The sequence below is a fragment of the Mumia quercus genome, from assembly GCF_025506335.1.
GTDB lineage: Bacteria > Actinomycetota > Actinomycetes > Propionibacteriales > Nocardioidaceae > Mumia > Mumia quercus.
Genome location: NZ_JANZYO010000001.1, coordinates 146,512 through 165,507 on the forward strand (window position 1 = coordinate 146,512; position 18,996 = coordinate 165,507).

The 18,996-nt window shown below is 71.9% G+C and carries 25 protein-coding genes; 15 read left to right on the forward strand and 10 right to left on the reverse strand.

The features are described from left to right. Positions 1–25: 25 nt before the first annotated feature. Genes sp36 through NYZ95_RS00705 form a run of 4 tightly spaced genes read left to right on the forward strand, consistent with a single transcriptional unit; the run spans position 26 to position 2,257 of the window. Positions 26–187, forward strand: coding sequence for a Sp36 family protein (sp36, locus tag NYZ95_RS00690; protein ID WP_262847714.1), 162 nt, complete (start codon positions 26–28; stop codon positions 185–187). Next, positions 187–654, forward strand: coding sequence for a RidA family protein (locus NYZ95_RS00695; RefSeq protein WP_262848665.1), 468 nt, complete (start codon positions 187–189; stop codon positions 652–654). Before sp36 ends, NYZ95_RS00695 begins: the two co-directional genes overlap by 1 nt. After that, on the forward strand, positions 651–1,469 hold the full coding sequence (locus tag NYZ95_RS00700; RefSeq protein ID WP_262847716.1) for an NUDIX hydrolase: 819 nt from the start codon (positions 651–653) through the stop codon (positions 1,467–1,469). Before NYZ95_RS00695 ends, NYZ95_RS00700 begins: the two co-directional genes overlap by 4 nt. After that, positions 1,466–2,257, forward strand: a complete 792-nt coding sequence (locus NYZ95_RS00705) for an MBL fold metallo-hydrolase (protein ID WP_262847718.1) — start codon at positions 1,466–1,468, stop codon at positions 2,255–2,257. The genes NYZ95_RS00700 and NYZ95_RS00705 overlap by 4 nt, the downstream gene beginning before the upstream one ends. A gap of 30 nt (positions 2,258–2,287) precedes the next feature. On the opposite strand, the gene NYZ95_RS00710 is transcribed toward NYZ95_RS00705, so the two are convergent. From NYZ95_RS00710 to NYZ95_RS00720, 3 genes are read right to left on the reverse strand one after another with little or no spacing between them, the layout of a single operon-like run. Beyond that, positions 2,288–2,686, reverse strand: coding sequence for a hypothetical protein (locus NYZ95_RS00710; RefSeq protein WP_262847720.1), 399 nt, complete (start codon positions 2,684–2,686; stop codon positions 2,288–2,290). Beyond that, positions 2,683–3,123, reverse strand: a complete 441-nt coding sequence (locus tag NYZ95_RS00715) for a type IV toxin-antitoxin system AbiEi family antitoxin (RefSeq protein ID WP_262847722.1) — start codon at positions 3,121–3,123, stop codon at positions 2,683–2,685. The genes NYZ95_RS00710 and NYZ95_RS00715 overlap by 4 nt, the downstream gene beginning before the upstream one ends. A 54-nt stretch (positions 3,124–3,177) precedes the next feature. After that, a complete protein-coding gene (locus NYZ95_RS00720) occupies positions 3,178–3,855 on the reverse strand; it encodes a Crp/Fnr family transcriptional regulator (RefSeq protein WP_262847724.1) in 678 nt (225 codons plus the stop codon). Positions 3,856–3,985: 130 nt separating this feature from the next. Between NYZ95_RS00720 and nth the strand changes: the two genes are divergently transcribed. The 6 genes from nth (at position 3,986) to NYZ95_RS00750 (ending at position 8,719) form a co-directional block, all read left to right on the forward strand. Beyond that, positions 3,986–4,744 carry an endonuclease III gene (nth, locus tag NYZ95_RS00725; RefSeq protein ID WP_262847725.1) on the forward strand — a complete coding sequence of 253 codons (759 nt, stop codon included), beginning with the start codon at positions 3,986–3,988 and terminating at the stop codon, positions 4,742–4,744. Beyond that, positions 4,741–5,400 carry a TlpA family protein disulfide reductase gene (locus tag NYZ95_RS00730; RefSeq protein ID WP_262847727.1) on the forward strand — a complete coding sequence of 220 codons (660 nt, stop codon included), beginning with the start codon at positions 4,741–4,743 and terminating at the stop codon, positions 5,398–5,400. Before nth ends, NYZ95_RS00730 begins: the two co-directional genes overlap by 4 nt. Next, positions 5,397–6,134, forward strand: a complete 738-nt coding sequence (locus tag NYZ95_RS00735; RefSeq protein ID WP_262847729.1) for an NUDIX hydrolase — start codon at positions 5,397–5,399, stop codon at positions 6,132–6,134. Before NYZ95_RS00730 ends, NYZ95_RS00735 begins: the two co-directional genes overlap by 4 nt. Next, positions 6,131–7,303 (forward strand): MarP family serine protease, encoded by a 1,173-nt coding sequence (locus tag NYZ95_RS00740; RefSeq protein ID WP_262847731.1) that lies wholly within the window; start codon positions 6,131–6,133, stop codon positions 7,301–7,303. The genes NYZ95_RS00735 and NYZ95_RS00740 overlap by 4 nt, the downstream gene beginning before the upstream one ends. A gap of 94 nt (positions 7,304–7,397) precedes the next feature. After that, positions 7,398–7,850: an ABC transporter substrate-binding protein gene (locus NYZ95_RS00745; protein WP_262847733.1), complete on the forward strand. Its 453-nt coding sequence runs from the start codon at positions 7,398–7,400 to the stop codon at positions 7,848–7,850. A 47-nt stretch (positions 7,851–7,897) separates the two neighbouring features. Further along, on the forward strand, positions 7,898–8,719 hold the full coding sequence (locus tag NYZ95_RS00750) for a hypothetical protein (RefSeq protein ID WP_262847734.1): 822 nt from the start codon (positions 7,898–7,900) through the stop codon (positions 8,717–8,719). Here the strand turns inward: NYZ95_RS00750 and NYZ95_RS00755 are convergent. Both NYZ95_RS00755 and acs read right to left on the reverse strand, forming a co-directional pair. Continuing rightward, positions 8,709–9,212, reverse strand: a complete 504-nt coding sequence (locus NYZ95_RS00755; protein WP_262847735.1) for a phage holin family protein — start codon at positions 9,210–9,212, stop codon at positions 8,709–8,711. The genes NYZ95_RS00750 and NYZ95_RS00755 overlap by 11 nt on opposite strands. Before the next feature lie 142 nt (positions 9,213–9,354). Then, positions 9,355–11,367, reverse strand: a complete 2,013-nt coding sequence (acs, locus tag NYZ95_RS00760; RefSeq protein WP_372500441.1) for an acetate--CoA ligase — start codon at positions 11,365–11,367, stop codon at positions 9,355–9,357. Positions 11,368–11,672: 305 nt separating this feature from the next. Here acs and NYZ95_RS00765 point away from each other — a divergent pair, with 305 nt between their 5' ends. Beyond that, positions 11,673–12,026: a hypothetical protein gene (locus NYZ95_RS00765; protein ID WP_262847738.1), complete on the forward strand. Its 354-nt coding sequence runs from the start codon at positions 11,673–11,675 to the stop codon at positions 12,024–12,026. Positions 12,027–12,030: 4 nt separating this feature from the next. Here NYZ95_RS00765 and NYZ95_RS00770 read toward each other — a convergent pair whose 3' ends face one another. Next, positions 12,031–12,591, reverse strand: a complete 561-nt coding sequence (locus tag NYZ95_RS00770) for a TetR/AcrR family transcriptional regulator C-terminal domain-containing protein (RefSeq protein ID WP_262847739.1) — start codon at positions 12,589–12,591, stop codon at positions 12,031–12,033. Between the two features lie 60 nt (positions 12,592–12,651). On the opposite strand from NYZ95_RS00770, the gene NYZ95_RS00775 reads away from it, so the two are divergent. Genes NYZ95_RS00775 through NYZ95_RS00785 form a run of 3 tightly spaced genes read left to right on the forward strand, consistent with a single transcriptional unit; the run spans position 12,652 to position 14,592 of the window. Further along, positions 12,652–13,266 (forward strand): biotin transporter BioY, encoded by a 615-nt coding sequence (locus NYZ95_RS00775; protein ID WP_262847740.1) that lies wholly within the window; start codon positions 12,652–12,654, stop codon positions 13,264–13,266. Position 13,267: 1 nt separating this feature from the next. Next, complete coding sequence (locus tag NYZ95_RS00780) at positions 13,268–13,981, forward strand: energy-coupling factor ABC transporter ATP-binding protein (protein ID WP_262847741.1); 714 nt, start codon at positions 13,268–13,270, stop codon at positions 13,979–13,981. Then, positions 13,978–14,592 carry a CbiQ family ECF transporter T component gene (locus NYZ95_RS00785; protein ID WP_262847742.1) on the forward strand — a complete coding sequence of 205 codons (615 nt, stop codon included), beginning with the start codon at positions 13,978–13,980 and terminating at the stop codon, positions 14,590–14,592. Before NYZ95_RS00780 ends, NYZ95_RS00785 begins: the two co-directional genes overlap by 4 nt. Positions 14,593–14,613: 21 nt before the next feature. Here NYZ95_RS00785 and NYZ95_RS00790 read toward each other — a convergent pair whose 3' ends face one another. The 4 genes from NYZ95_RS00790 to NYZ95_RS00805 all read right to left on the reverse strand — a co-directional run bounded on the left by NYZ95_RS00790 (position 14,614) and on the right by NYZ95_RS00805 (position 17,884). Then, positions 14,614–16,071, reverse strand: a complete 1,458-nt coding sequence (locus tag NYZ95_RS00790) for a GuaB1 family IMP dehydrogenase-related protein (RefSeq protein ID WP_262847744.1) — start codon at positions 16,069–16,071, stop codon at positions 14,614–14,616. A 49-nt stretch (positions 16,072–16,120) separates the two neighbouring features. After that, entirely contained in the window at positions 16,121–16,678 is a 558-nt protein-coding gene (locus NYZ95_RS00795; RefSeq protein WP_262847745.1) for a DUF402 domain-containing protein, read from the reverse strand. 14 nt (positions 16,679–16,692) lie between these two features. Then, complete coding sequence (locus tag NYZ95_RS00800) at positions 16,693–17,019, reverse strand: helix-turn-helix domain-containing protein (RefSeq protein ID WP_262848667.1); 327 nt, start codon at positions 17,017–17,019, stop codon at positions 16,693–16,695. A gap of 79 nt (positions 17,020–17,098) precedes the next feature. Beyond that, positions 17,099–17,884 carry a class I SAM-dependent methyltransferase gene (locus tag NYZ95_RS00805; protein WP_262847746.1) on the reverse strand — a complete coding sequence of 262 codons (786 nt, stop codon included), beginning with the start codon at positions 17,882–17,884 and terminating at the stop codon, positions 17,099–17,101. Between the two features lie 49 nt (positions 17,885–17,933). Between NYZ95_RS00805 and NYZ95_RS00810 the strand changes: the two genes are divergently transcribed. Next, the gene (locus NYZ95_RS00810) at positions 17,934–18,674 is read left to right on the forward strand and encodes a Fic family protein (RefSeq protein ID WP_262847747.1); all 741 of its coding nucleotides are present in this window, start codon (positions 17,934–17,936) and stop codon (positions 18,672–18,674) included. The last annotated feature ends 322 nt before the right edge of the window (positions 18,675–18,996 follow it).

Sequence of the window (18,996 nt, forward strand, 5' to 3'; positions counted from 1 at the left end):
GGAGCACGAGGGATACAGTCGGACCATGACGCAGTGGGAGTACCTGACAGCGCCCGTCCTCGTGCACTCGACGAAGGCCATCCTCGACAACTTCGGCCGCGACGGCTGGGAGCTCGTGCAGATCGTCCCGGGGATGAACCCGGAGAACCTCGTGGCGTACTTCAAGCGCCCGGTGCAGGGGGCATGATGCCGACGCCGGAGGAGAACCTCGCCGAGCTCGGCCTCGCCCTGCCCGAGGTCGTCGCGCCGGTCGCCGCGTACGTGCCCGCCGTGCGGACCGGGTCGTACGTCTACACGTCGGGTCAGCTCCCGATGCGTGACGGCGCCCTCATCAAGACCGGCAAGGTCGGCGCCGACGTCACCGGCGAGGAGGCGTACGAGTGCGCGCGCCTGTGCGCCCTCAATGCGCTCGCGGCCGTCGCGTCGCAGGCCGGCGGTGACCTGTCGCGTGTCGCTCGTGTGGTGAAGGCCGTCGTCTTCGTCGCGAGCACGCCCGACTTCACGGGGCAGCCCCTGGTCGCCAACGGCGCGAGCGAGCTGCTCGCGGGCGTCTTCGGCGACGCCGGCGCGCACGCCCGCAGCGCGGTCGGCGTGAGCGTCCTGCCGCTCGACGCGCCCGTGGAGGTCGAGCTCGTCGTCGAGCTGACCGCATGATCCGGCGGGTCCCCGTCCCGCCTTCGCTCGCCGAGCACGCCGCCACCGCCCGTACGGCCCCCGCCGCGCCCAAGGATGCGGCGACGGTGGTGCTGCTGCGTGACGGCGCGGACGGCGTCGAGGCGTACCTGATGCGCCGCCACCGCTCCATGGCGTTCGCGGCCGGCATGTACGTCTTCCCCGGCGGTGGCGTGGACCCGCGAGACTCCGACGGCGACGTCCCGTGGGCGGGGCCGAGCCCGGAGCAGTGGGCCGAGCGGCTCGGCTGCGAGACAGCGACGGCCCGGGCTCTGGTGTGCGCCGCGGTCCGCGAGACGTTCGAGGAAGCGGGTGTGCTGCTCGCCGGCCCGGACGCCGGCTCGCTCGTCTCGGACACCAGCGGCACCGACTGGGAGTCCGACCGGCTCGCGCTGGAGTCGCACACGCTCGCGTTCTCGGACTTCCTCGCGCGGCGGGGGCTGGTCCTGCGTACCGACCTCCTCGCGGCGTGGACGCACTGGATCACCCCTGCCTTCGAGCCGAAGCGGTACGACACGCGCTTCTTCGTCGCGGTGATGCCGCACGGTCAGCGGGTCGGCACCCTGACCGGCGAGGCCGACCACGCCTCGTGGATGCCGCTGCGCGCGGCGCTCGCCTCGGTCGAGTCGGGCGAGATGGCGATGCTGCCGCCGACCGCCGTGACCTGCAAGGAGATCGCCGCGATGGAGTCCGCTGACGCCGCGCTCGCGTCGGCTCCCGCGCGGACGATCGTGCCGATCGAGCCGCGGCTGGTCGAGATCGACGGAACCTTCTACCTGGAGTCGGAGCAGCCATGACCGAGCGGTTCGACGGAGGCGTCGTCAGCGCCTGGGCGACGTGCGTGCGTGAGGACAACCCCGGCCACATGACCCTGGACGGCACCAACACCTGGGTCCTGCGGTCACCCGACGCCGGGCCGGGCGCGCGCTCGGTCGTCATCGACCCCGGCGAGCTCGACGAGCCGCACCTGCGTCGCGTCCTCGAGGCCGCCGCGCCCGTCGGAGTCGTCCTGCTGACGCACCGCCACCACGACCACGCCGACGGTGCTCCGCGGTTCGCCGAGCTGGCGGCGGCCCCCGTACGTGCCGTCGACCCGGCGCTGTGCCTCGAGGCCGACCCGCTGCGCGACGGCGAGGTCGTCGAGGTCGACGGCGTACGGCTCGACGTGCTCGCGACGCCGGGCCACACCACGGACTCGGCATCCTTCCTGCTGCGCGAGGACTCCGCGCTGCTGTCGGGCGACACGGTCCTCGGCCGCGGCACAACGGTCGTCGCCTATCCGGACGGCGCCCTCGGGCCGTACCTCGACTCGCTCGCCGCCCTGCGTGCTGCGGTGGACTCGGTGGGCGGGCCCGTCCGTCTGTACCCGGGGCACGGTCCCGTCCTCCCCGACGCCGGCGCCGTCCTCGCCGCGTACGCCGCGCACCGCGAGGAGCGTCTGGCGCAGGTGCGCGCCGCGGTCGACGGGGGCGCGGTGACGGCCGACGAGGTCGTACGGACGGTGTACGCCGACGTCGACAAGGCGCTGTGGCCCGCCGCCACGCTGTCGGTCGAGGCCCAGCTCGCCTACCTCCGCGACCACTAGCCCGCGAGTCACCGCGCGCACGCCCGCGAGTCACCAAGAGCGGGGACGCGGGATCAGCCCGAGCAGCGCTCCCAACTCCTGCTCGAACGAGTCGTCATCGCCGATGATCCGTTCGCGTGTCCCGATCACGAACCGCCATCCGTACCTCCGCTCGACATAGCCTTGGCGCGTCGCGTTGTGGGCAACGTCGTCGTCGGTCGTGTGGAACTCGCGCCCGTCGTACTCGCTGGCCACCAGCAGGTGCCGGTATCCGAGGTCGAACCATCTGTCGCGACCCCACTCGTCCACGACGTGCAGCTGTGTCGCCGGGCGGGGCAGACCGGCGTCGATGATCCGTAGCCGCTGCCACGACTCGCCAGGTGACTCAGCGCCTGGATCGACGAGGCCGACGAGCTCGCGTGCCTGAGGTGCCCCTCGAAACCCCTTCAACCGACGGACGTAGTCCTCGAGGTCGTGGAGAGCGAACAGCTCCGCGCGGAGCAGGCCGCGGCCGCGAGAGCGTACGGTCGCCACATCTTCCGAAGCAGGTCCGACGCCGTACGGATCGGTGTCGTGACGCGGATGCCGTCGATCTCGGCGACGTCGGCATCCGGCAGCAACGCTTGCCGGCAGGAGACCCCCGGTGCCCGTACGCGGCTGGCGCCGTGCGGCACGACGAGGCTCGGCGTCAGCAGATGGCGGTCGCTGGGGCGGAAGGTGTCGACGCCCCACAGCCACGAGGCGAAGCAGTCGCTGACGATGGCGTGCGCGGGCGTGACCAGGCGTACGGCGCGAACGCGGAGGTTCCTCGTGTCGGGAACCCCCGCGTCGACGTAGACGGATTTGAAGACCGGCCGCACGCGCTTCTCGGCGACTGCTCGCCGCAAGGCGTGCGCGCCGGTGACGCCGACCGCGAGGGTGCGCGCGGTGACTCGCGAGGGTCAGCGGGCGCGCTTGGCGAGCCGGTCGGGCTCGATGATGACGACCGAGCGCGGCTCGAGCCGCAGCCAGCCGCGCATCGCGAAGTCGGCGAGCGCCTTGTTGACGGTCTCGCGCGAGGCGCCGACCAGCTGGGCGAGCTCCTCCTGCGTGAGGTCGTGGTGCACGTGGATGCCGTCGTCGGCCTTGCGGCCGAAGCGCTGCGAGAGGTCGATGAGCGCCTTGGCGACACGGCCCGGCACGTCGGAGAAGACGAGGTCGGCGACGACGTCGTTCGTACGGCGCAGCCGCGACGCGAGCTGGTTGAGGAGCGCGCGGGACACGTTCGGGTGGTCGTTGAGCCACTTCGTGAGCTCGTCGTGGCCCAGGCTGTTGAGCTCGGAGTCGGTCACGGCGGTCGCGGTCGCCGAGCGCGGGCCCGGGTCGAAGAGGCTCAGCTCGCCGAACATCTGGCCGGGGCCGAGGATCGCGAGGAGGTTCTCGCGGCCGTCGGCCGAGCTGCGGCCGAGCTTGATCTTGCCGTCGGTGACGATGTACAGCCGGTCGCCTTCGTCGCCCTCGTGAAAGAGCACTTCTCCGCGGCGCAGACGCGTCGCCGACATCTGCGAACCGAGCGACTCAGCGGCCTCGTCGTCCAGACCGGAGAAGAGCGGTGCCTGTCGAAGTACGTCGTTGTCCACGGGTTCTCCTTGACCGAAATGTTGTGTCACGCACTTGTCAGTGTCTCTCATCCTGGCAACTCGGCGCCACCGGCGGCCCCCGCGCGTCGTGGCAGGGATGCCTGTCGCCTCGGCCCCGTACCCTGGGCTCGTGCCCAAGACCACACCTGCCCGGCGCGCCCCGAAGCCGAAGCTTCCCGAGGTGCCCACGCCTCCGACAGCGCTGGTGCGTCGTGCCCGCAAGATCGACCGTGTGCTGGCTCAAACTTACCCCGATGCCGACATCGAGCTCGACTTCGACGACCCGTTCCAGCTCCTGGTCGTCACCGTCCTGTCGGCACAGACCACCGACCGCCGCGTCAACGCGGTGCGTCCGCTGCTCTTCAGCCGCTATCCCGACGCCCGTGCCATGGCCGAGGCCGACCGGGCCGAGGTGGAGGAGATCCTCAAGCCCACCGGCTTCTTCCGGGCCAAGACCGAGCGCATCATCGCGTTGGCGACGGCGCTGGTCGACCGGTACGACGGCGAGGTCCCGCCGCGCATGGAGGACCTGACGACGTTGCCCGGCGTCGGCCGCAAGACCGCCAACGTGGTCCTCGGCAACGGCTTCGGCATCCCCGGGTTCCCCGTCGACACCCACGTGCAGCGCCTGAGCCGCCGCCTGGAGTACGTCGACGCCCAGACGGTCAAGGACCCGGTCCGTACGGAGATGGTCCTGGACAAGCTCCTCCCCAAGCGCGACTGGACGATGGCGAGCCAGCGGCTGATCTGGCACGGGCGCCGCTGCTGCCACGCCACCAAGCCTGCGTGCGGGGCCTGCTCGATCGCACAGTGGTGCCCGTCGTTCGGTGAGGGCCCGACCGATCCGGAGGTTGCCGCCAAGCTGCTGCGTACGGAGGGGCGGGCATGACGCGCCCGCGACCGGGCGCAGGCGGAGGCCGTTTCGTGCGCGTCGCAGCCGGGCTCCTCGGCGCGGTCCTCCTGCTCTCCGGGTGCGGCGACGACGACCTTCGGCCGAGCGGCAGCGCGGCGTCGCCGCCGGCCGCGGGCAGCACCGACGTCGCGACGGCCGAGCTCCAGGACCTGAAGGCCGCAGCCGGCATCGAGGACTGTCCGCGCACCAGCCGGCGGGGAGCCGTCGAGGGGGGCCTGCCCGGTCTCTACCTGGACTGCCTCGGTGGCGGCGCCCCGGTGAGCCTCCCCGGCCTGCCGGCCAAGCCGACGGTGGTCAACATGTGGGCGAGCTGGTGCGGCCCGTGCCGCGAGGAGCTGCCGCACCTCGCCCGTTTGCACGACGAGGCCGGTGACGAGGTCGCCGTGCTCGGGATCGACTACAAGGATCCCGATCCTGCGGCGGCGCTGCGCCTCGCGAAGGACGCCGGCGTCACGTTCCCGCTCCTCGCCGACCCGGACCAGACCGTCGGCAAGGCACTCGGCGTCGTCGGCCTTCCGCAGACGGTGTTCGTCGCCGCGGACGGCACCGTGGTGGCGACCCACCGCGCGCCGGTCACCTCGTACGACCAGCTCCGCTCGCTCGTCGAGGAGCACCTCGGGGTGACGCTGTGAGTGCGGCACGGTCCGACCTGGTGGGCGACGAGGCGCTGCCCGAGTGGCTGCAGCCGCTCGCCGAGGCGGGTCGCCGCATCGACAGCCCGCGGTTCCTGTCCCCTTCGATGGCCGAGGCGCCGGACGACGCGCGACCTGCGGCCGTCCTCGTCCTCTTCGGTGAGAGCGACGCCGGGCCCGACCTGCTCCTGACCGAGCGGGCGCACTCGTTGCGCTCCCACGCAGGCCAGATCGCCTTCCCCGGCGGCGCCACCGACCCCGGCGACGACGGCCCGGTCGCGACCGCGCTGCGCGAGGCCGAGGAGGAGGTCGGGGTCGTCCCCGAGGGCGTCGACGTCTTCGCGACGCTGCCCCGGCTGTGGCTGCCGCCGAGCAACTTCGCGGTGACGCCTGTGCTCGGGTGGTGGCGTGAGCCCAGCCCGGTGCGCGTGGTCGACCCCGTCGAGGTCGCGAGCGTCTTCCGCAGCCCGGTCTCCGAGCTGACCGACCCCGCCAACCGGTTCATGGTGTCGCACCCGTCCGGCTGGCGCGGCCCGGGCTTCACGGTCCACGAGGGGCTCACGCTGTGGGGCTTCACGGCGGGCATCGTGGCACGGCTCTTCAGCGCGGTGGGCTGGGAGCGACCGTGGGACCGCACGCGCGTCGTCCCGTACCCGGGCGCCGCTCGCGACCCGCTGGTCGAGGAGATCGAGACGGACGCGTCGCGGTCCTCCGGACACGAGCACCGCGGATGAACCCCATCGACCTCGTCATCGTCGTCATCGTCGTCGCGTACGCCGTGCTCGGCTATCTCCGTGGCTTCGTCGCGGGCGCCTTCGCGATGGCAGGCCTCCTGATCGGTGGTGTCGTCGGGATGGTGGTGGCGCCGCTGCTGCTCAGCAACCTCGCCCACGGCACCAGCCGTTCCCTCTTGGCGGTCGTCATCGTGCTGGTGCTCGCCTCGGCGGGCCAGGCGACCGGTTCGTACGTCGGTGGCCGGCTGCGCGAGCGCGTGACCCGTGCGCCCGCGCGCTCGGTCGACGCGGTCGGTGGTGTGGCGCTCAGCGCGCTGGCGTCGCTGGTCGTGTGCTGGGCGCTCGGCTACGCGGTGTCGGGCTCGCAGATCCCGGGCGCGTCGACGGCCGTACGGGGCTCGAAGGTCCTCGCGACGGTCGACGCGGCAGTGCCGCAAGGGGTCCGCAGCGCGCTGCACTCGTTCGACACGGTCGTCGACGCCACGTTGTTCCCGCGCTACCTCGAGCCGTTCGCTCCCGAGACGATCGAGCCGGCGGCAGCGCCGGACCCTGCGGTCCTCCAGCGTCCGGAGGTCCAGTCGGCCCGGCGCAGCGTCGCCCGCATCACGGGTCAGGCCGTCTGCAACCGGGGCCTCGAAGGCTCGGGGTTCGTGTACGCGGCAGAGCGCGTGATGACCAACGCCCACGTGGTCGCCGGTGTCGCGCAGCCGTCGGTGACGATCCGTGGCGAGACGTACGACGCGACCGTCGTCTACTACGACCCATCGATGGACGTCGCGGTGCTGCGCGTGCCGGGGCTGACGGCGCGCGCACTGGCGTTCGAGCCCGACGCCGCCCAAGGGCAGTCGGCCGCCGTCCTCGGCTTCCCGGAGAACGGTCCGTTCGACGCGCGGGCGGCGCGCATCCGTTCCGAGCAGCGCCTGCGCAGCCCCGACATCTACGGGACCACGCAGGTCGTCCGTGAGGTGTACGCGCTGCGGGCGCTCGTGCGTTCGGGCAACTCCGGCGGTCCGGTGATCTCGGAGCAGGGCAGAGTGATCGGTGTCGTCTTCGCGGCCTCGCTGTCGGACTCGTCGACCGGGTACGCGCTGACGGCAGGGCAGGTCGGCGACGCCGCGCGTGCCGGCGTGCGGGCGCTGCGCCCGGTCGACACCGGCGGTTGTGCCTGACTTTTACGGCCGACACGACGTGGCGCGCGCCGCATTTCGCAATAGACCCCGCAGGGGGAAGAATGACCGGCGTCGACCGACCCGAAGGAGTCTTGTGAGAAGCCGTCTGCTGGCTGCAGCCGCCATCCTGACCATCCTGGTGCTCCCCGCCTGCGGGGCAGACGACTCGCCGGACGGCGCTGGAGGGGCGGGATCGAAGCCGGCTGCTGCGGCCGAGACGGGGACGCTGGGCTCCGAGGAGGCGGACACGCTCGCGAAGGAGACCGCCGAGCGTGTCGTCCTGCTCTGGGCACGCCCCGACCTGCCGCTCAACCAGTGGGTCGCGGAGCTGCGTCCCCAGCTCTCGCCGGTCGCGCTCTCGGTCCTGTCCTTCGTCGACCCCTCCTCGTTGAAGCCCGCTGAGGTCGAGGGCGAGTCACGCGTGATGGCCGGGTCCCCCGCCCGCGTGGTGGTCGCCGTGCCGACGACCGCAGGCGAGTACCGCGTGACCATGAGCCGTGAGACCGAAGGCACGGCGTGGGTCGTCGACCGGGTCAGCAGTCCGTAGTCCCACGGCTACCCCCGGGGCCACCATGACCCCCTAGGCTGCGCTTCATGCGCGCGTTCGTGTCGTTCCTGCTCGGGTTGCTCGCCCTCGTCGCCACGGCGGTCGCCGTCCCCGGCCTCTGGGTCGATCGCAACGTCATCGACGAGTCCGGCTACGTCGCCCTCGCGGAGGACCTGGCAGACGCCCCGGACTTTCGCCGTGAGCTGGCGTCGACCGTCTCCGAAGGGGTGCTGCGCGGTGCCGGCGTCGAAGGAGTCGGGCGGCAGCTGGCCGAGCCTGTGGTCCGTCGCGTGGCCGAGGGGATGACGGAGCTCCCTGGCTTCGACACCGCGTGGAGCGAGGTCAACCGCGAGTCGCACAAGATCAACATCACCGACATCCCGCCTGCCGAGCTCGACGGGCGCCTCGGTGTCGACCTGACTCCGCTCGTCACGCTGGTGGCCGACGCGGCCAACCAGCGCCTCGGGACGGACCTGCGGGCGCCCGGTGATCTCGTGGTCGCCGTCGGCACGCCTCAGCAGCGTACGGAGCTCGAGCGGGTCCGCGACGCCGCGCAGTGGTCGTGGGTCGCGCTGGGGGGCGCCGTCGTGCTCGCGATCGGTGCGGTCGCGACGGCTCGCCGACGTGGGGTCGCACTCATGGCGCTGGGCGCGGGCCTCGTCATCCTTGCGGTGCTGCTGCAGGTGGCGGTTTCCACGGGTGGTGGGCTCGTCGTCGACCACGTCGCGCAGAACGCCGGCTTCGGACGCGCGCTCCTGGAGCAGCTGCAGGACGCCGTCGTCGCCTCGTTCGGGCGTTGGATGCTCGTCCTCGGCGGTCTGGGCGTGGTGTCCGTCGCCGTCGGCGCGGTGGTCCGCGTCAGGACCTGAGGTGCTTGCCCGCCTGCGGTGCTGCCGGCGTCGCCGCCGCCTCCGGCAGGTCGATCGTCACCCGCGGGTCGGTCTTGCCCTTGAGGGCGCTCGGGATCTCCTGGACGGTCGCGATCGTCTTCTCGGGCGCCTTCACCTTCTTGAGGAAGCGCACGCCCACGAGCGCGAAGAGCACGATGATCAGCAGCCAGACACCGGCCATCACGAGGAAGCCCCAGGTGAGGGCGATCGGCACCTCGCGGTCGAACACCCACGCGAAGAAGAACGCGCCCGCCATCGACAGCATGGTGACCACGAAGAGCAGGAGCACCGCGACCGCGACGAGCAGGCCCGACCCGACCGCGCCGGACTTCACGCTGACCCGCAGCTCGGACTTCGCGAGAGCGATCTCGCCGCGCACGAGCGTCGAGAGGTCACGACTGATGTCGGAGACGAGTCTCCCGATGGTCGGCTCGCTGTCGCTTTCAGGTCCGGGTGCAGCGGGGTGGGACATCACGACTCCTCGGCGCCAGGGTGCAGTCGCAACGAGCCTAGGGGATGTGGACCGCGTCGCGTGAGTGCCCCGCGGGACCGGCCCGGAGTCGTCGTACGGATCGAGGGTGCGCGGCCTCGACCCGTACGACGCGGGCCCGGGTTCAGTCCTCGCTGGAGGACGCCATCCCGGACTTGATCTGGTCCATCACGCCGGAGTCGGCCAGCGTGGTGACGTCACCGACCTGACGGTTCTCGGCGACGTCGCGCAGCAGGCGGCGCATGATCTTGCCGGAGCGGGTCTTGGGGAGCTCGGCGACGACCATGATCGACTTGGGCTTGGCGATCGCGCCGATCTCCTTCGCGACGTGCGCACGCAGGTCGGCGACGATCTCCTCGCCGCCGTCGCCCGCGGACTCGCGCAGGATCACGAACGCGACGACCGACTGGCCCGTCGTGGCGTCCGTGGCGCCGACGACCGCGGCCTCGGCGACCTTCTCGTGCGACACGAGAGCCGACTCGATCTCGGTGGTCGACAGGCGGTGGCCCGACACGTTCATCACGTCGTCGACGCGCCCGAGCAGCCAGATGTCGCCGTCGTCGTCCTTCTTGGCGCCGTCACCGGCGAAGTACACGCCCTCGAAGCGCGACCAGTACGTGTCGATGAAGCGCTGGTCGTCGCCCCACAGGGTCCGCAGCATCGAAGGCCACGGCTCGGTGAGGACGAGGTAGCCGCCCGACCCGTTCGGCACCGACTCGGCGTCATCGTTGACGACGTCGGCGCTGATGCCGGGCAGCGGTGTCATCGCCGACCCCGGCTTCGCCGCCGTCACGCCCGGGAGCGGCGAGATCATGATCGCCCCGGTCTCGGTCTGCCACCACGTGTCCACGACGGGAGCGGTGCTCGCGCCGATGGTCTCGCGGTACCAGACGTACGCCTCGGGGTTGATGGGCTCGCCCACCGAGCCGAGCACGCGGATCGAGGAGAGATCGAACGTCGCGGGGATCTCGGCTCCCCACTTCATGAACGTACGGATCGCGGTCGGTGCGGTGTAGAAGATCGTGACGCCGTACTCCTGGATGATCTCCCACCACCGGCCCTTGTGCGGGCTGTCGGGGGTGCCTTCGTACAGGACCTGCGTCGCGCCGTTGGCCAGCGGCCCGTACACGATGTAGGAGTGCCCGGTGACCCAGCCGATGTCGGCGGTGCACCAGTAGACGTCCGTCTCGGGCTTGAGGTCGAAGACGGCCCAGTGCGTCCACGCGGCCTGCGTGAGGTAGCCGCCGGTGGTGTGGAGGATGCCCTTGGGCTTGCCGGTGGTGCCCGAGGTGTACATGACGTACAGCGGGTGCTCGGCCGGGAACGCCTGGGCCGTGTGATCCTCCGAGGCCTCGTCCACGACCTCGTGCCACCAGACGTCGACGTCGGAGTTCCAGGCGACGTCCTGGCCCGTACGACGGACGACAAGGACGTTCTCGACGAGTCCGGACTGCTCAGCCTCCACCTTGGCGACGGCCTCGTCGACGGCGGGCTTGAGGGCCGACGGCGCACCGCGGCGGTAGCCGCCGTCCGCGGTCACGATCAGCTTCGCGCCGCAGTCGACGACGCGACTCGCCAGGGCGTCGGCCGAGAAGCCGCCGAACACGACGGTGTGGATGGCGCCGATCCGCGCGCAGGCCAGCATCGCGACGACGGCCTCGGGGATCATCGGCATGTAGATGGCGACGCGGTCGCCGGCCTCCACGCCCAGCTCTTCGAACGCGTTGGCGGCCCTGCAGACCTCGTCCTTCAGCTGTGCGTACGTGAGGGTGCGGGTGTCGTCGGCAGGCTCGCCCACCCAGTGGAACGCGACCTTGTCGCCGCGCCCCGCCTCGACGTGGCGGTCGACGCAGTTGTACGAGGCGTTGAGCGTGCCGTCGGCGAACCACTTGGCGAACGGCGGGTTCGACCAGTCGAGCACCTCGGTGAACGGCTCGGCCCAGTCGAGCCGTCGCGCGGCGTCGGCCCAGAAGGCGAGGCGGTCCGCGTCGGCCTCGGCGTACGTCGCTGCCGTCGCGTTCGCGTGCTCGGCCAACGACGCCGGCGGCTCGAAACGACGGTTCTCCTGCAGCAGGTTGGACAGTGACTCTCCCACGGCGGTTCCTCTGGTCTCTCGTCGGCACGTTCCGCCGCCCATTGTGCCCCGCGTCACAGCGGTCGCGGGGCCCGGGCAGCCTCGGATCGGCCGGCGGTGGCCCCCGCGCGCCGGGCGGCGGGGCCGGTGCGACGTACGGGCGGGACTGTGAGGCGGTTCACGGGAACGGCCTGATCGGCACGAGACAGCAGGCCTGAAATGACGGCAAATCGGGCATTCTTCTGTGTGAGACGTCACGGGGAGGGATGTGGGTGTGGTGGCGGCGCGGAAGGGGCTAGGATGACGCGCACGGGGGCGGCACAGGACTGCATCGTTCGACGACCGCAAGCAAGACAGAAGAGAGCATCGTGACCGCGTATCCCGGTTGGCAGATCATTCATGAGGCCACGACCAAGGGCCCTTCGTCGATGCGTCGCGTCGTCATCTTCAGCCATCGCAGCGGGTCGCGTCTGCGACTCACGAGCGACTACCGCGGTGACGTGGCGACGACGGTGGCAGAGGCGTGGTCGACGATCGGCTGGGTCGAGGCCCACCGCAGCGTCGACACACAGCTCTTCCGGAGCTCGACTCCGAACGAGGCGGCGCTCGTCGACACGCTCGACCGATTGCTGATCGAGGTCTTCCGCCTCGCGAGCCAGATCGTGGTCGGCCCGCAGTCGACGCCGGCGCAGACGTCGGCGTTCAGCGACATGATGCGCTGAGTCGTCACACCCGTACGGGGAGCGCCGCGCGCAACCCCGAGAGCACGAGGCCGAGCCCGAGGTCGAACGACTCCGGCGACCCGATCGAGGGGTCGTAGGCGATCGCCCCGGTCGCGCTCGCCTGCTCGTGCATCTGCCGCGCCGAGGCGTGGCCGAACACGAAGAGCATGATCGTCCGCGCGCCTGACACCGCGACGTCGTCCGCGAAGACGTCGAGCATCCGTACGAGGCGCTGCTCGGGCTCCCGCGCGCCGAGTCCGAACGCGGAGGCCGTCGCGACGACCTCCGCCCCGTCACGTACCGCCAGCATCGCGTCGCGCGTCTCGTGGCAGAGCGCGCTCACCTGCGCGTCCCACGGTCCCGTCGCGTCCGGGCGGCGGCCGCGCGCGAGGATCTCGTCGGCCATCAGGGCCAGCAGCGTCTGCTTGTTGGGGACGTGGTGGTAGAGGGCGCTCGGCTGCACGTCGAGCTCGGCGGCGACCCGTCTCATCGACAGGAACTCCAGGCCGTGGGTGTCAAGCACCCGGAGTGCGCCGTGCACGACGTCCTGGAGGGTGTTCGCCATGGCGGCACTCTATCGGTTAGCCTGAACGCCGTTCAGGTGAACACCGTTCAGGAGACGCTCATGACCCTCGACACCCCGGCCGAGCCGGCCACGACGGCGCCCGCCGCGACCAGGCGTGCGTTCTCGACCACCGATCTCGCGCTCATCGCGGCGTTCGCGGCGCTGATCTCCGCGTGCGCCTACCTGCCTGCGATCCCGGTCGGTGCCGCCGGGGTCCCGATCACCCTGCAGACGTTCGCGGTCATGCTCACCGGCTGTCTCCTCGGGCCCTGGCGGGGGTTCACCGCCGTCACGCTCTACCTCGTCCTCGGCGCGATCGGCCTGCCCGTCTTCGCCGAGCACTCGTCTGGCATCGGGACGTTCGCGAGCATCAGCGCGGGCTACCTGATCAGCTTCCCGTTCGCGGCGCTGCTCGGCGGGTTCCTCGTGAAGTACGTGGCGGGGCCGCAGCGCAAGACGCGTGCCGCGTGGGTCTTCCTGTGCTCGATCTCCGCGAGCATCCTCGTGATCCACCCGTTCGGCATCGTCGGGATGATGCTGCATCAGGACGTCTCGCTGTGGACGGCGATGACCTGGGACGCGCCCTTCTGGATCGGTGACCTGCTCAAGACGACCCTCGTCGCGATCATCGCGGCCGAGGTGCACCGCGCCTTCCCGCGGCTGCTGCACCCCTGACGTGCCGACGCTGACGTTCGACGGCGCAGGAGTCACCGTCCCCACCCCTGCGGGGGACAAGGTGATCCTCGAGCCGACGACTCTCGAGCTGACCGAGCGCCGCATCGGCGTGATCGGTGCCAACGGATCGGGCAAGTCCACGCTCGCGCGGATGGTGAACGGGCTGGTGACGGCCACGACGGGCCGCGTCCTGGTCGACGGTGTGGACGTGGCCGCGCACGCCGCCCGCGTACGACGCCGGGTCGGCTTCGTGTTCACCGACCCCGCCGCGCAGGTGGTGATGCCGACCTGCGTCGAGGACGTGGAGCTCTCCCTGCGGCGTCATGTGGAGCGGGCGGTCGAACGCCGTGCGCAGGCGCTCGAGGTGCTCGACCGGTACGGCCTGCGCGACCTGGCGGACACGAGCGTCCACTCCCTGTCGGGAGGGCAGCGTCAGCTGCTCGCGCTCGCCGGCGTCCTGGCGACGGAGCCCGCGGTCGTGGTCGCCGACGAGCCGACGACGCTCCTCGACCTCGCCAACACGCGTCGCATCGGCGAGGTGCTCCACGGACTGGACCAGCAGCTCGTGCTGGTGACCCACGACCTCGACCTCGTACGTGGGTGCGACCGCGTCCTGGTGGTCGAGGACGGGCGGATCCGCTTCGACGGAGCGGCGCACGAGGCGGTGGCGGACTACGTCGCCTCGGTCGAGCACACGCCGGTGGTCGCCCCGTGAGCTCGCCGTACCTCATCGGCACCTACCAGCCGGGCGACTCGCCCCTCCACCGCCTGCCGGTGGGGGTGAAGGTCGCCGGGCTGGCCGTCCTCAGCGTCGCCGTCGTCGCGGTGCGCAGCATGCCCGCCGCCTGGGCGTACCTCGCGGTCGCGCTCGTCGTGGCGGCGGTCGCGCGCGTGCCGTTGCGGCTGCTGGCGCGCGCCGCACGGGCGGTGCTGGTGGTGGCCGTCGTGATCGCCGCGTTCCAGTGGTGGTTCCACGGTCGTGACCGAGCGATCGAGACCCTGCTCGACCTCGTGACCCTCTCGTTGATGGCGGTCGTCCTGACGGCGACGACGCCGGTCAACGCGATGCTCGACGCGTTCGTCCGCTGGATCACGCCGTTGCGCCGCCTCGGCGTAGACCCCGACCGCGTCGCGCTCACGATCTCGCTCGCGATGCAGGCGATCCCGGGCACGTTCGCGATCGCGGCCGAGACCCGTGACGCGGCACGGGCCCGCGGGCTCGAGCGGCGCCCGCGGGCGTACCTGTCGCCGTTCGTCATCCGCGTGGTCGCGCGCGCCCAGGAGACCGGGGACGCGCTCGCGGCCCGCGGGGTCGGCGACGACTGACGCAGGCGCGCGAGCCGGGCGTCACCAGCTGGCGTGCAGCGGGCGGCCCTCCTCGTACCCTGCGGTGCTCTGCAGGCCGACGACGGCGCGCTCGGCGAACTCGGGGATGCTGCGCGCGCCGGCGTACGTGGCCGCCGAGCGCACGCCAGCGATGATCTGGTCGACCAGGTCCTCGACGCCCGGGCGCTCGGGGTCGAGGTACATCCGCGAGGTGCTGATGCCCTCCTCGAACAGCCCCATGCGGGCGCGCTCGAAGCCGGCGGCGTCGCGCGTACGGTTCGAGACGGCGCGGGCCGAGGCCATGCCGAACGACTCCTTGTACGGGCGGCCGTCGGCGCCGGTCCGGAGGTCGCCCGGGCTCTCGTACGTGCCGGCGAGCCACGAGCCGATCATCACGCTCGCGCCGCCGGCGGCCAGCGCCAGCGCGACGTCGCGCGGGTAGCGGACGCCACCGTCGGCCCACACGTGCGTGCCGAGGTCGGCGGCTGCCGTGGCGCACTCCAGCACCGCCGAGAACTGCGGGCGACCGACGCCGGTCATCATGCGCGTCGTGCACATCGCCCCGGGGCCGACGCCGACCTTGACGATGTCCGCCCCGGCGGCGACGAGGTCGCGCGTGCCGTCGGCCGAGACGACGTTGCCGGCGACGACCGGGACGCGGCGACCGGTGGACGCCTCGTGCGCGTCGCGCGCCGCCACGACCAGCGGGAGCGCCTGGAGCATCTTGTCCTGGTGTCCGTGCGCAGTGTCCACGACGAGGACGTCGATCCCCATTGCCAGCAGCGCCTCGGCCTTGCCGCGGACGTCGCCGTTGATGCCGATCGCGGCACCCACCTCGAGGCGCCCGTCGGGATCGAGCGCGGGCGTGTAGAGCGTCGAGCGCAGCGCCCCCTTCTTGGTGGCGACGCCGACGAGGTCGCCGTCCTGCAGCACCGGCGCGTACGAGAGGTGGCGCTCGCTGAGCGCGTCGAAGACCGTCCGGGCGTCGTCGTGGGCGTCGAGCGCGAGCACGTCGGAGCTCATCACCTCGTGCACCTGGGCGAACCGGTCGATCTCGGCGCCGTCGTGCTCGGTCACGACGCCGAGGGGCTTGCCGTCCTCGACCACGAGGACCGCGCCGTGGGCCCGCTTGGGGAGGAGGCTCAGCGCCTCCCCGACGGTCGTGTGCGGGGCGACGGAGACCGGGGTGTCGTACACGGGGTGCGCAGCCTTCACCTGGGCCACGGACCGGGCGACCACGTCGAGCGGGATGTCCTGCGGGATCACCGCGAGCCCGCCGCGACGGGCGAGCGTCTCCGCCATCCGGCGGCCGGAGACCGCCGTCATGTTGGCCGCGACGATCGGGATCGTCGTGCCGACGCCGTCCGGCGTCGTGAGGTCGACGTCGAAGCGCGAGGTGACGTCGGAACGCGACGGCACCATGAAGACGTCGCTGTAGGTCAGGTCCTGGGACGGCTGCAGGTCGTTGAGGAAGCGCACCGTTCCAGCGTACTGACCGGGAGCGACGTGCGGACCCCCTCGAGCCCGGTCAGTGGGCGAAGGCCGCCTGTGCCTCGCGCAGCCGCGCCCACCCGAGATCGCCGAACGGCTCGCGCCGGTGCGAGACCGCGTCCGCGACGTCGCGCGCCGAGCGCTCGGCCAGCGCGACGAGGTCGTCGGGGTAGCCGTACAGCAGCCGGTGCTCCGCCAGCTCGTCGGCGTCGAGGACCTCCACCCGGCCGTCCGCGACCTGGACGACGTCGAGGTCCAGGTCGAGCATCGTGACGAGGGCGGGCGTCTCCCAGCAGGCGGGGGTCGTCATGTCGACATAGAGACGCCAGTGGAGCCGTCCGGTCGGGTCGTCCTCGATCGCGTGGAACGTCGCGACGTACGGGTCGGTGTGCGGGATGAGCGTGATGCTGTCGACGAGGGTCGCGATGTCGCGGCCGGGCCGGACCATGCGGGATCCCGTGGGCATGAACAACCAGGTGCCGACCTCGTCACGCGTGTGGACGAGCGTGTCGAACTCCCAGTGCGGGTGGCCGCCGTACTTCGTCGTGACCTGACGTACGGCACTCCCCGGGGCGGGCTCGGGGACGGAGACCATGCCGGGTGCGGCGCTCAGGCCGCCATCGCGACGGAGCAGGGAGGCGTGCCGGCCTCGCGGACGGGAGCGAGGCCTTCGTGGACCGCGTACCCACGGGCGACCGACGCGACCAGATCCAGCATCGTGATGCCGAGTGCGGAGCAGACCGACGCGATGATCTCCGACGAGGCTTCCTTCTGGCCGCGCTCGATCTCGGAGAGGTAGGCCAGCGAGACCTGGGACGCCTTCGCGACGTCACGCAGCGTTCTGCCGCGTGCACGGCGCTCGCTGCGGAGCGCTTCGCCCAATGCCTCCCGCAGCAGCGGCGCGGGCTCCGGTGCGGGTGGGACGGGTGCGAGCATCGTGGTCACCCTTTCACGCTAGGCGGGGTACCCAACTTCGCGCCATCGCATTCGGGCCGCGTTCGCTCTCAGCAGACGCTCAGCGCAGTCCGATGCGCAGCTCGTCACCGGGGACCGAGGAGGGGTTGAGGGCGTCCTTGTGCACGACAGCGCGGTAGCAGCGGGTGGCATAACGCATCCGCAGACCGTTGTGCCCGCTTGCGTGGCTCTCGTACAGGGCCCGGACCTGGTCGAGGATCTGCTCGCGCTCGCGGAAGGCGCGGGTGGCGATCGAGGAGCGCGACGAGACCAGCGCGAGCAGCGCGTCGAGGTCGAGCTGCTGCCAGAACCCGAAGTCGGCGGACTCGGGCAGGTCGAACAGCCCGGACATCGGGAGGGTGTCGGTGAGCGCGGCGAGGTCGTCCGGCTCGGCGTCGATGATCGCGGTGAGCCGGCGGACCCAGGGGACGGACTCGTCGCGGGTGTTCCAGACGAGACCGAAGCGGCCACCCGTCCGCAGCACGCGCGCGATCTCGGGGAGGGTGCGCTCGGAGTCGAACCAGTGGTACGACTGCGCGGCGACGACGACGTCGAAGGAGCCCGCCGGGAAGGGCAGCCGCTCCGCCAGCGCGCGTACGACGGGCACCTCGAGGCGGGTGGCGAGCCGGCTGAGCATCGGGGCGGAGCTGTCGAGGGCCACGACATCGTGCCCGAGCGAGGTCAGCACGGCCGTCATCTGGCCGGGACCAGCGCCGAGCTCGAGGACGCGGACGGGGGTCTCGCCGACCAGCCAGCGCACTGCGCGGTCGGGGTACGACGGCCGCGACGCCGCGTACTCGTCGGCGCACGCGTCGAAGGTCCGTGCGCGCTCCGGGGACCTGTCCACAGGCCCGAGGCTATCAACGGGCTACGCCCCGCCCCGTATCCTGCAGGGCGTGCCTGACCCGTTTTCCGCCTTGATGACCCTCGACGGCGTCCCGTCGGCGTTCGCCGCGACGCGCGACGGTCTCGACTCGCTCCTGCGCGACCGAGGGCTGCGCCGCAGCACCCCCGAGATGACGGTCGACTCGCTGCTGCTCGGTGCGGCCGCGAGCGCGGCGATCGAGGGGGTGCCGTACGACCCGGAGGGCCTCCGCCGTGGCGAGGCCGACCCCCTGGCCCTCGCGGTCGCGCGGATGAGCACCGAGCTCCTCTCGCTGGTCCCCACCTGGCACAAGGCGCCGCTCCAGGCGATCGCACGCATCCACGCCCTGGTAGCGCGCGGGCGGGTCGACGACGACGTGCTCGGCCGTCCGGTCTCGACCGAGGGCGCCGAGCGGCTCGGGACCCTCGCGCGGGCGGTGGTCGCCCCGACCGAGGCGCCGGGGCTGCTGGTCGCCGCGGTCGTGCACGCCGAGATCGCGACGGCGCAGGCGTTCGCGTCCGACAACGGGATCGTGGCCCGGGCGACCGAGCGGCTGGTCATCGTCGCGAAGGGGGTCGATCCCGCGAGCCTCACGGTCCCGGAGGCCGGCCACCGGGCTGCGGGCGCGGCGTACCCGACGCTGCTGAGCGAGTACGAGTCGGCGGGGACGTCCGGGGTCCACAAGTGGCTCCTGTACGCCGCGCAGGCCTACGCCGACGGCGCCGAGGCGGCTCCGGTCGAGCCTCCGAAGGGTCCGCGGCGCCGGTCCTGAGACCCGCGCCGCAGGGGCAGGCGCGCCACCTGCTCGAGATGGCGCGCCCTTGGCTGACCGTCTTCTCGGCTACCAGGCGTCCTGTACTCCGTAGCACCAACCCGGGGCCTCGATGGGTTCTCCCGTGGGTGGTATCCCTGTAGGACGGGAAGGGTCGTCGCGTGGGTACCGGGCCTTCGATCTGCCGTCTTACTTGTCTCCTTTGTACCCGCTCAGGGCGGTTACGGCTACCCCTTGGCGGGAGATCGCCAACCCCGCACGCACGCGTTGGTGCGTGAGTCGTCACGCGAGTCGCGCCGGTGACCTCTGAGGCACCAACGCT

Coding starts and splice junctions, on each gene's coding strand:
- sp36 (WP_262847714.1), top strand. CDS start 26: ATGACGCAGTGGGAGTACCTGACAGCGCCCGTCCTCGTGCACTCGACG.
- NYZ95_RS00730 (WP_262847727.1), top strand. CDS start 4,741: ATGACGCGCCCGCGACCGGGCGCAGGCGGAGGCCGTTTCGTGCGCGTC.
- NYZ95_RS00695 (WP_262848665.1), top strand. CDS start 187: ATGCCGACGCCGGAGGAGAACCTCGCCGAGCTCGGCCTCGCCCTGCCC.
- NYZ95_RS00705 (WP_262847718.1), top strand. CDS start 1,466: ATGACCGAGCGGTTCGACGGAGGCGTCGTCAGCGCCTGGGCGACGTGC.
- acs (WP_372500441.1), bottom strand. CDS start 11,367: ATGGGCGGCGGAACGTGCCGACGAGAGACCAGAGGAACCGCCGTGGGA.
- NYZ95_RS00795 (WP_262847745.1), bottom strand. CDS start 16,678: ATGGTCTCCGTCCCCGAGCCCGCCCCGGGGAGTGCCGTACGTCAGGTC.
- NYZ95_RS00775 (WP_262847740.1), top strand. CDS start 12,652: ATGACCCTCGACACCCCGGCCGAGCCGGCCACGACGGCGCCCGCCGCG.
- NYZ95_RS00770 (WP_262847739.1), bottom strand. CDS start 12,591: ATGGCGAACACCCTCCAGGACGTCGTGCACGGCGCACTCCGGGTGCTT.
- NYZ95_RS00755 (WP_262847735.1), bottom strand. CDS start 9,212: ATGTCCCACCCCGCTGCACCCGGACCTGAAAGCGACAGCGAGCCGACC.
- NYZ95_RS00750 (WP_262847734.1), top strand. CDS start 7,898: ATGCGCGCGTTCGTGTCGTTCCTGCTCGGGTTGCTCGCCCTCGTCGCC.
- NYZ95_RS00700 (WP_262847716.1), top strand. CDS start 651: ATGATCCGGCGGGTCCCCGTCCCGCCTTCGCTCGCCGAGCACGCCGCC.
- NYZ95_RS00740 (WP_262847731.1), top strand. CDS start 6,131: ATGAACCCCATCGACCTCGTCATCGTCGTCATCGTCGTCGCGTACGCC.
- NYZ95_RS00800 (WP_262848667.1), bottom strand. CDS start 17,019: ATGCTCGCACCCGTCCCACCCGCACCGGAGCCCGCGCCGCTGCTGCGG.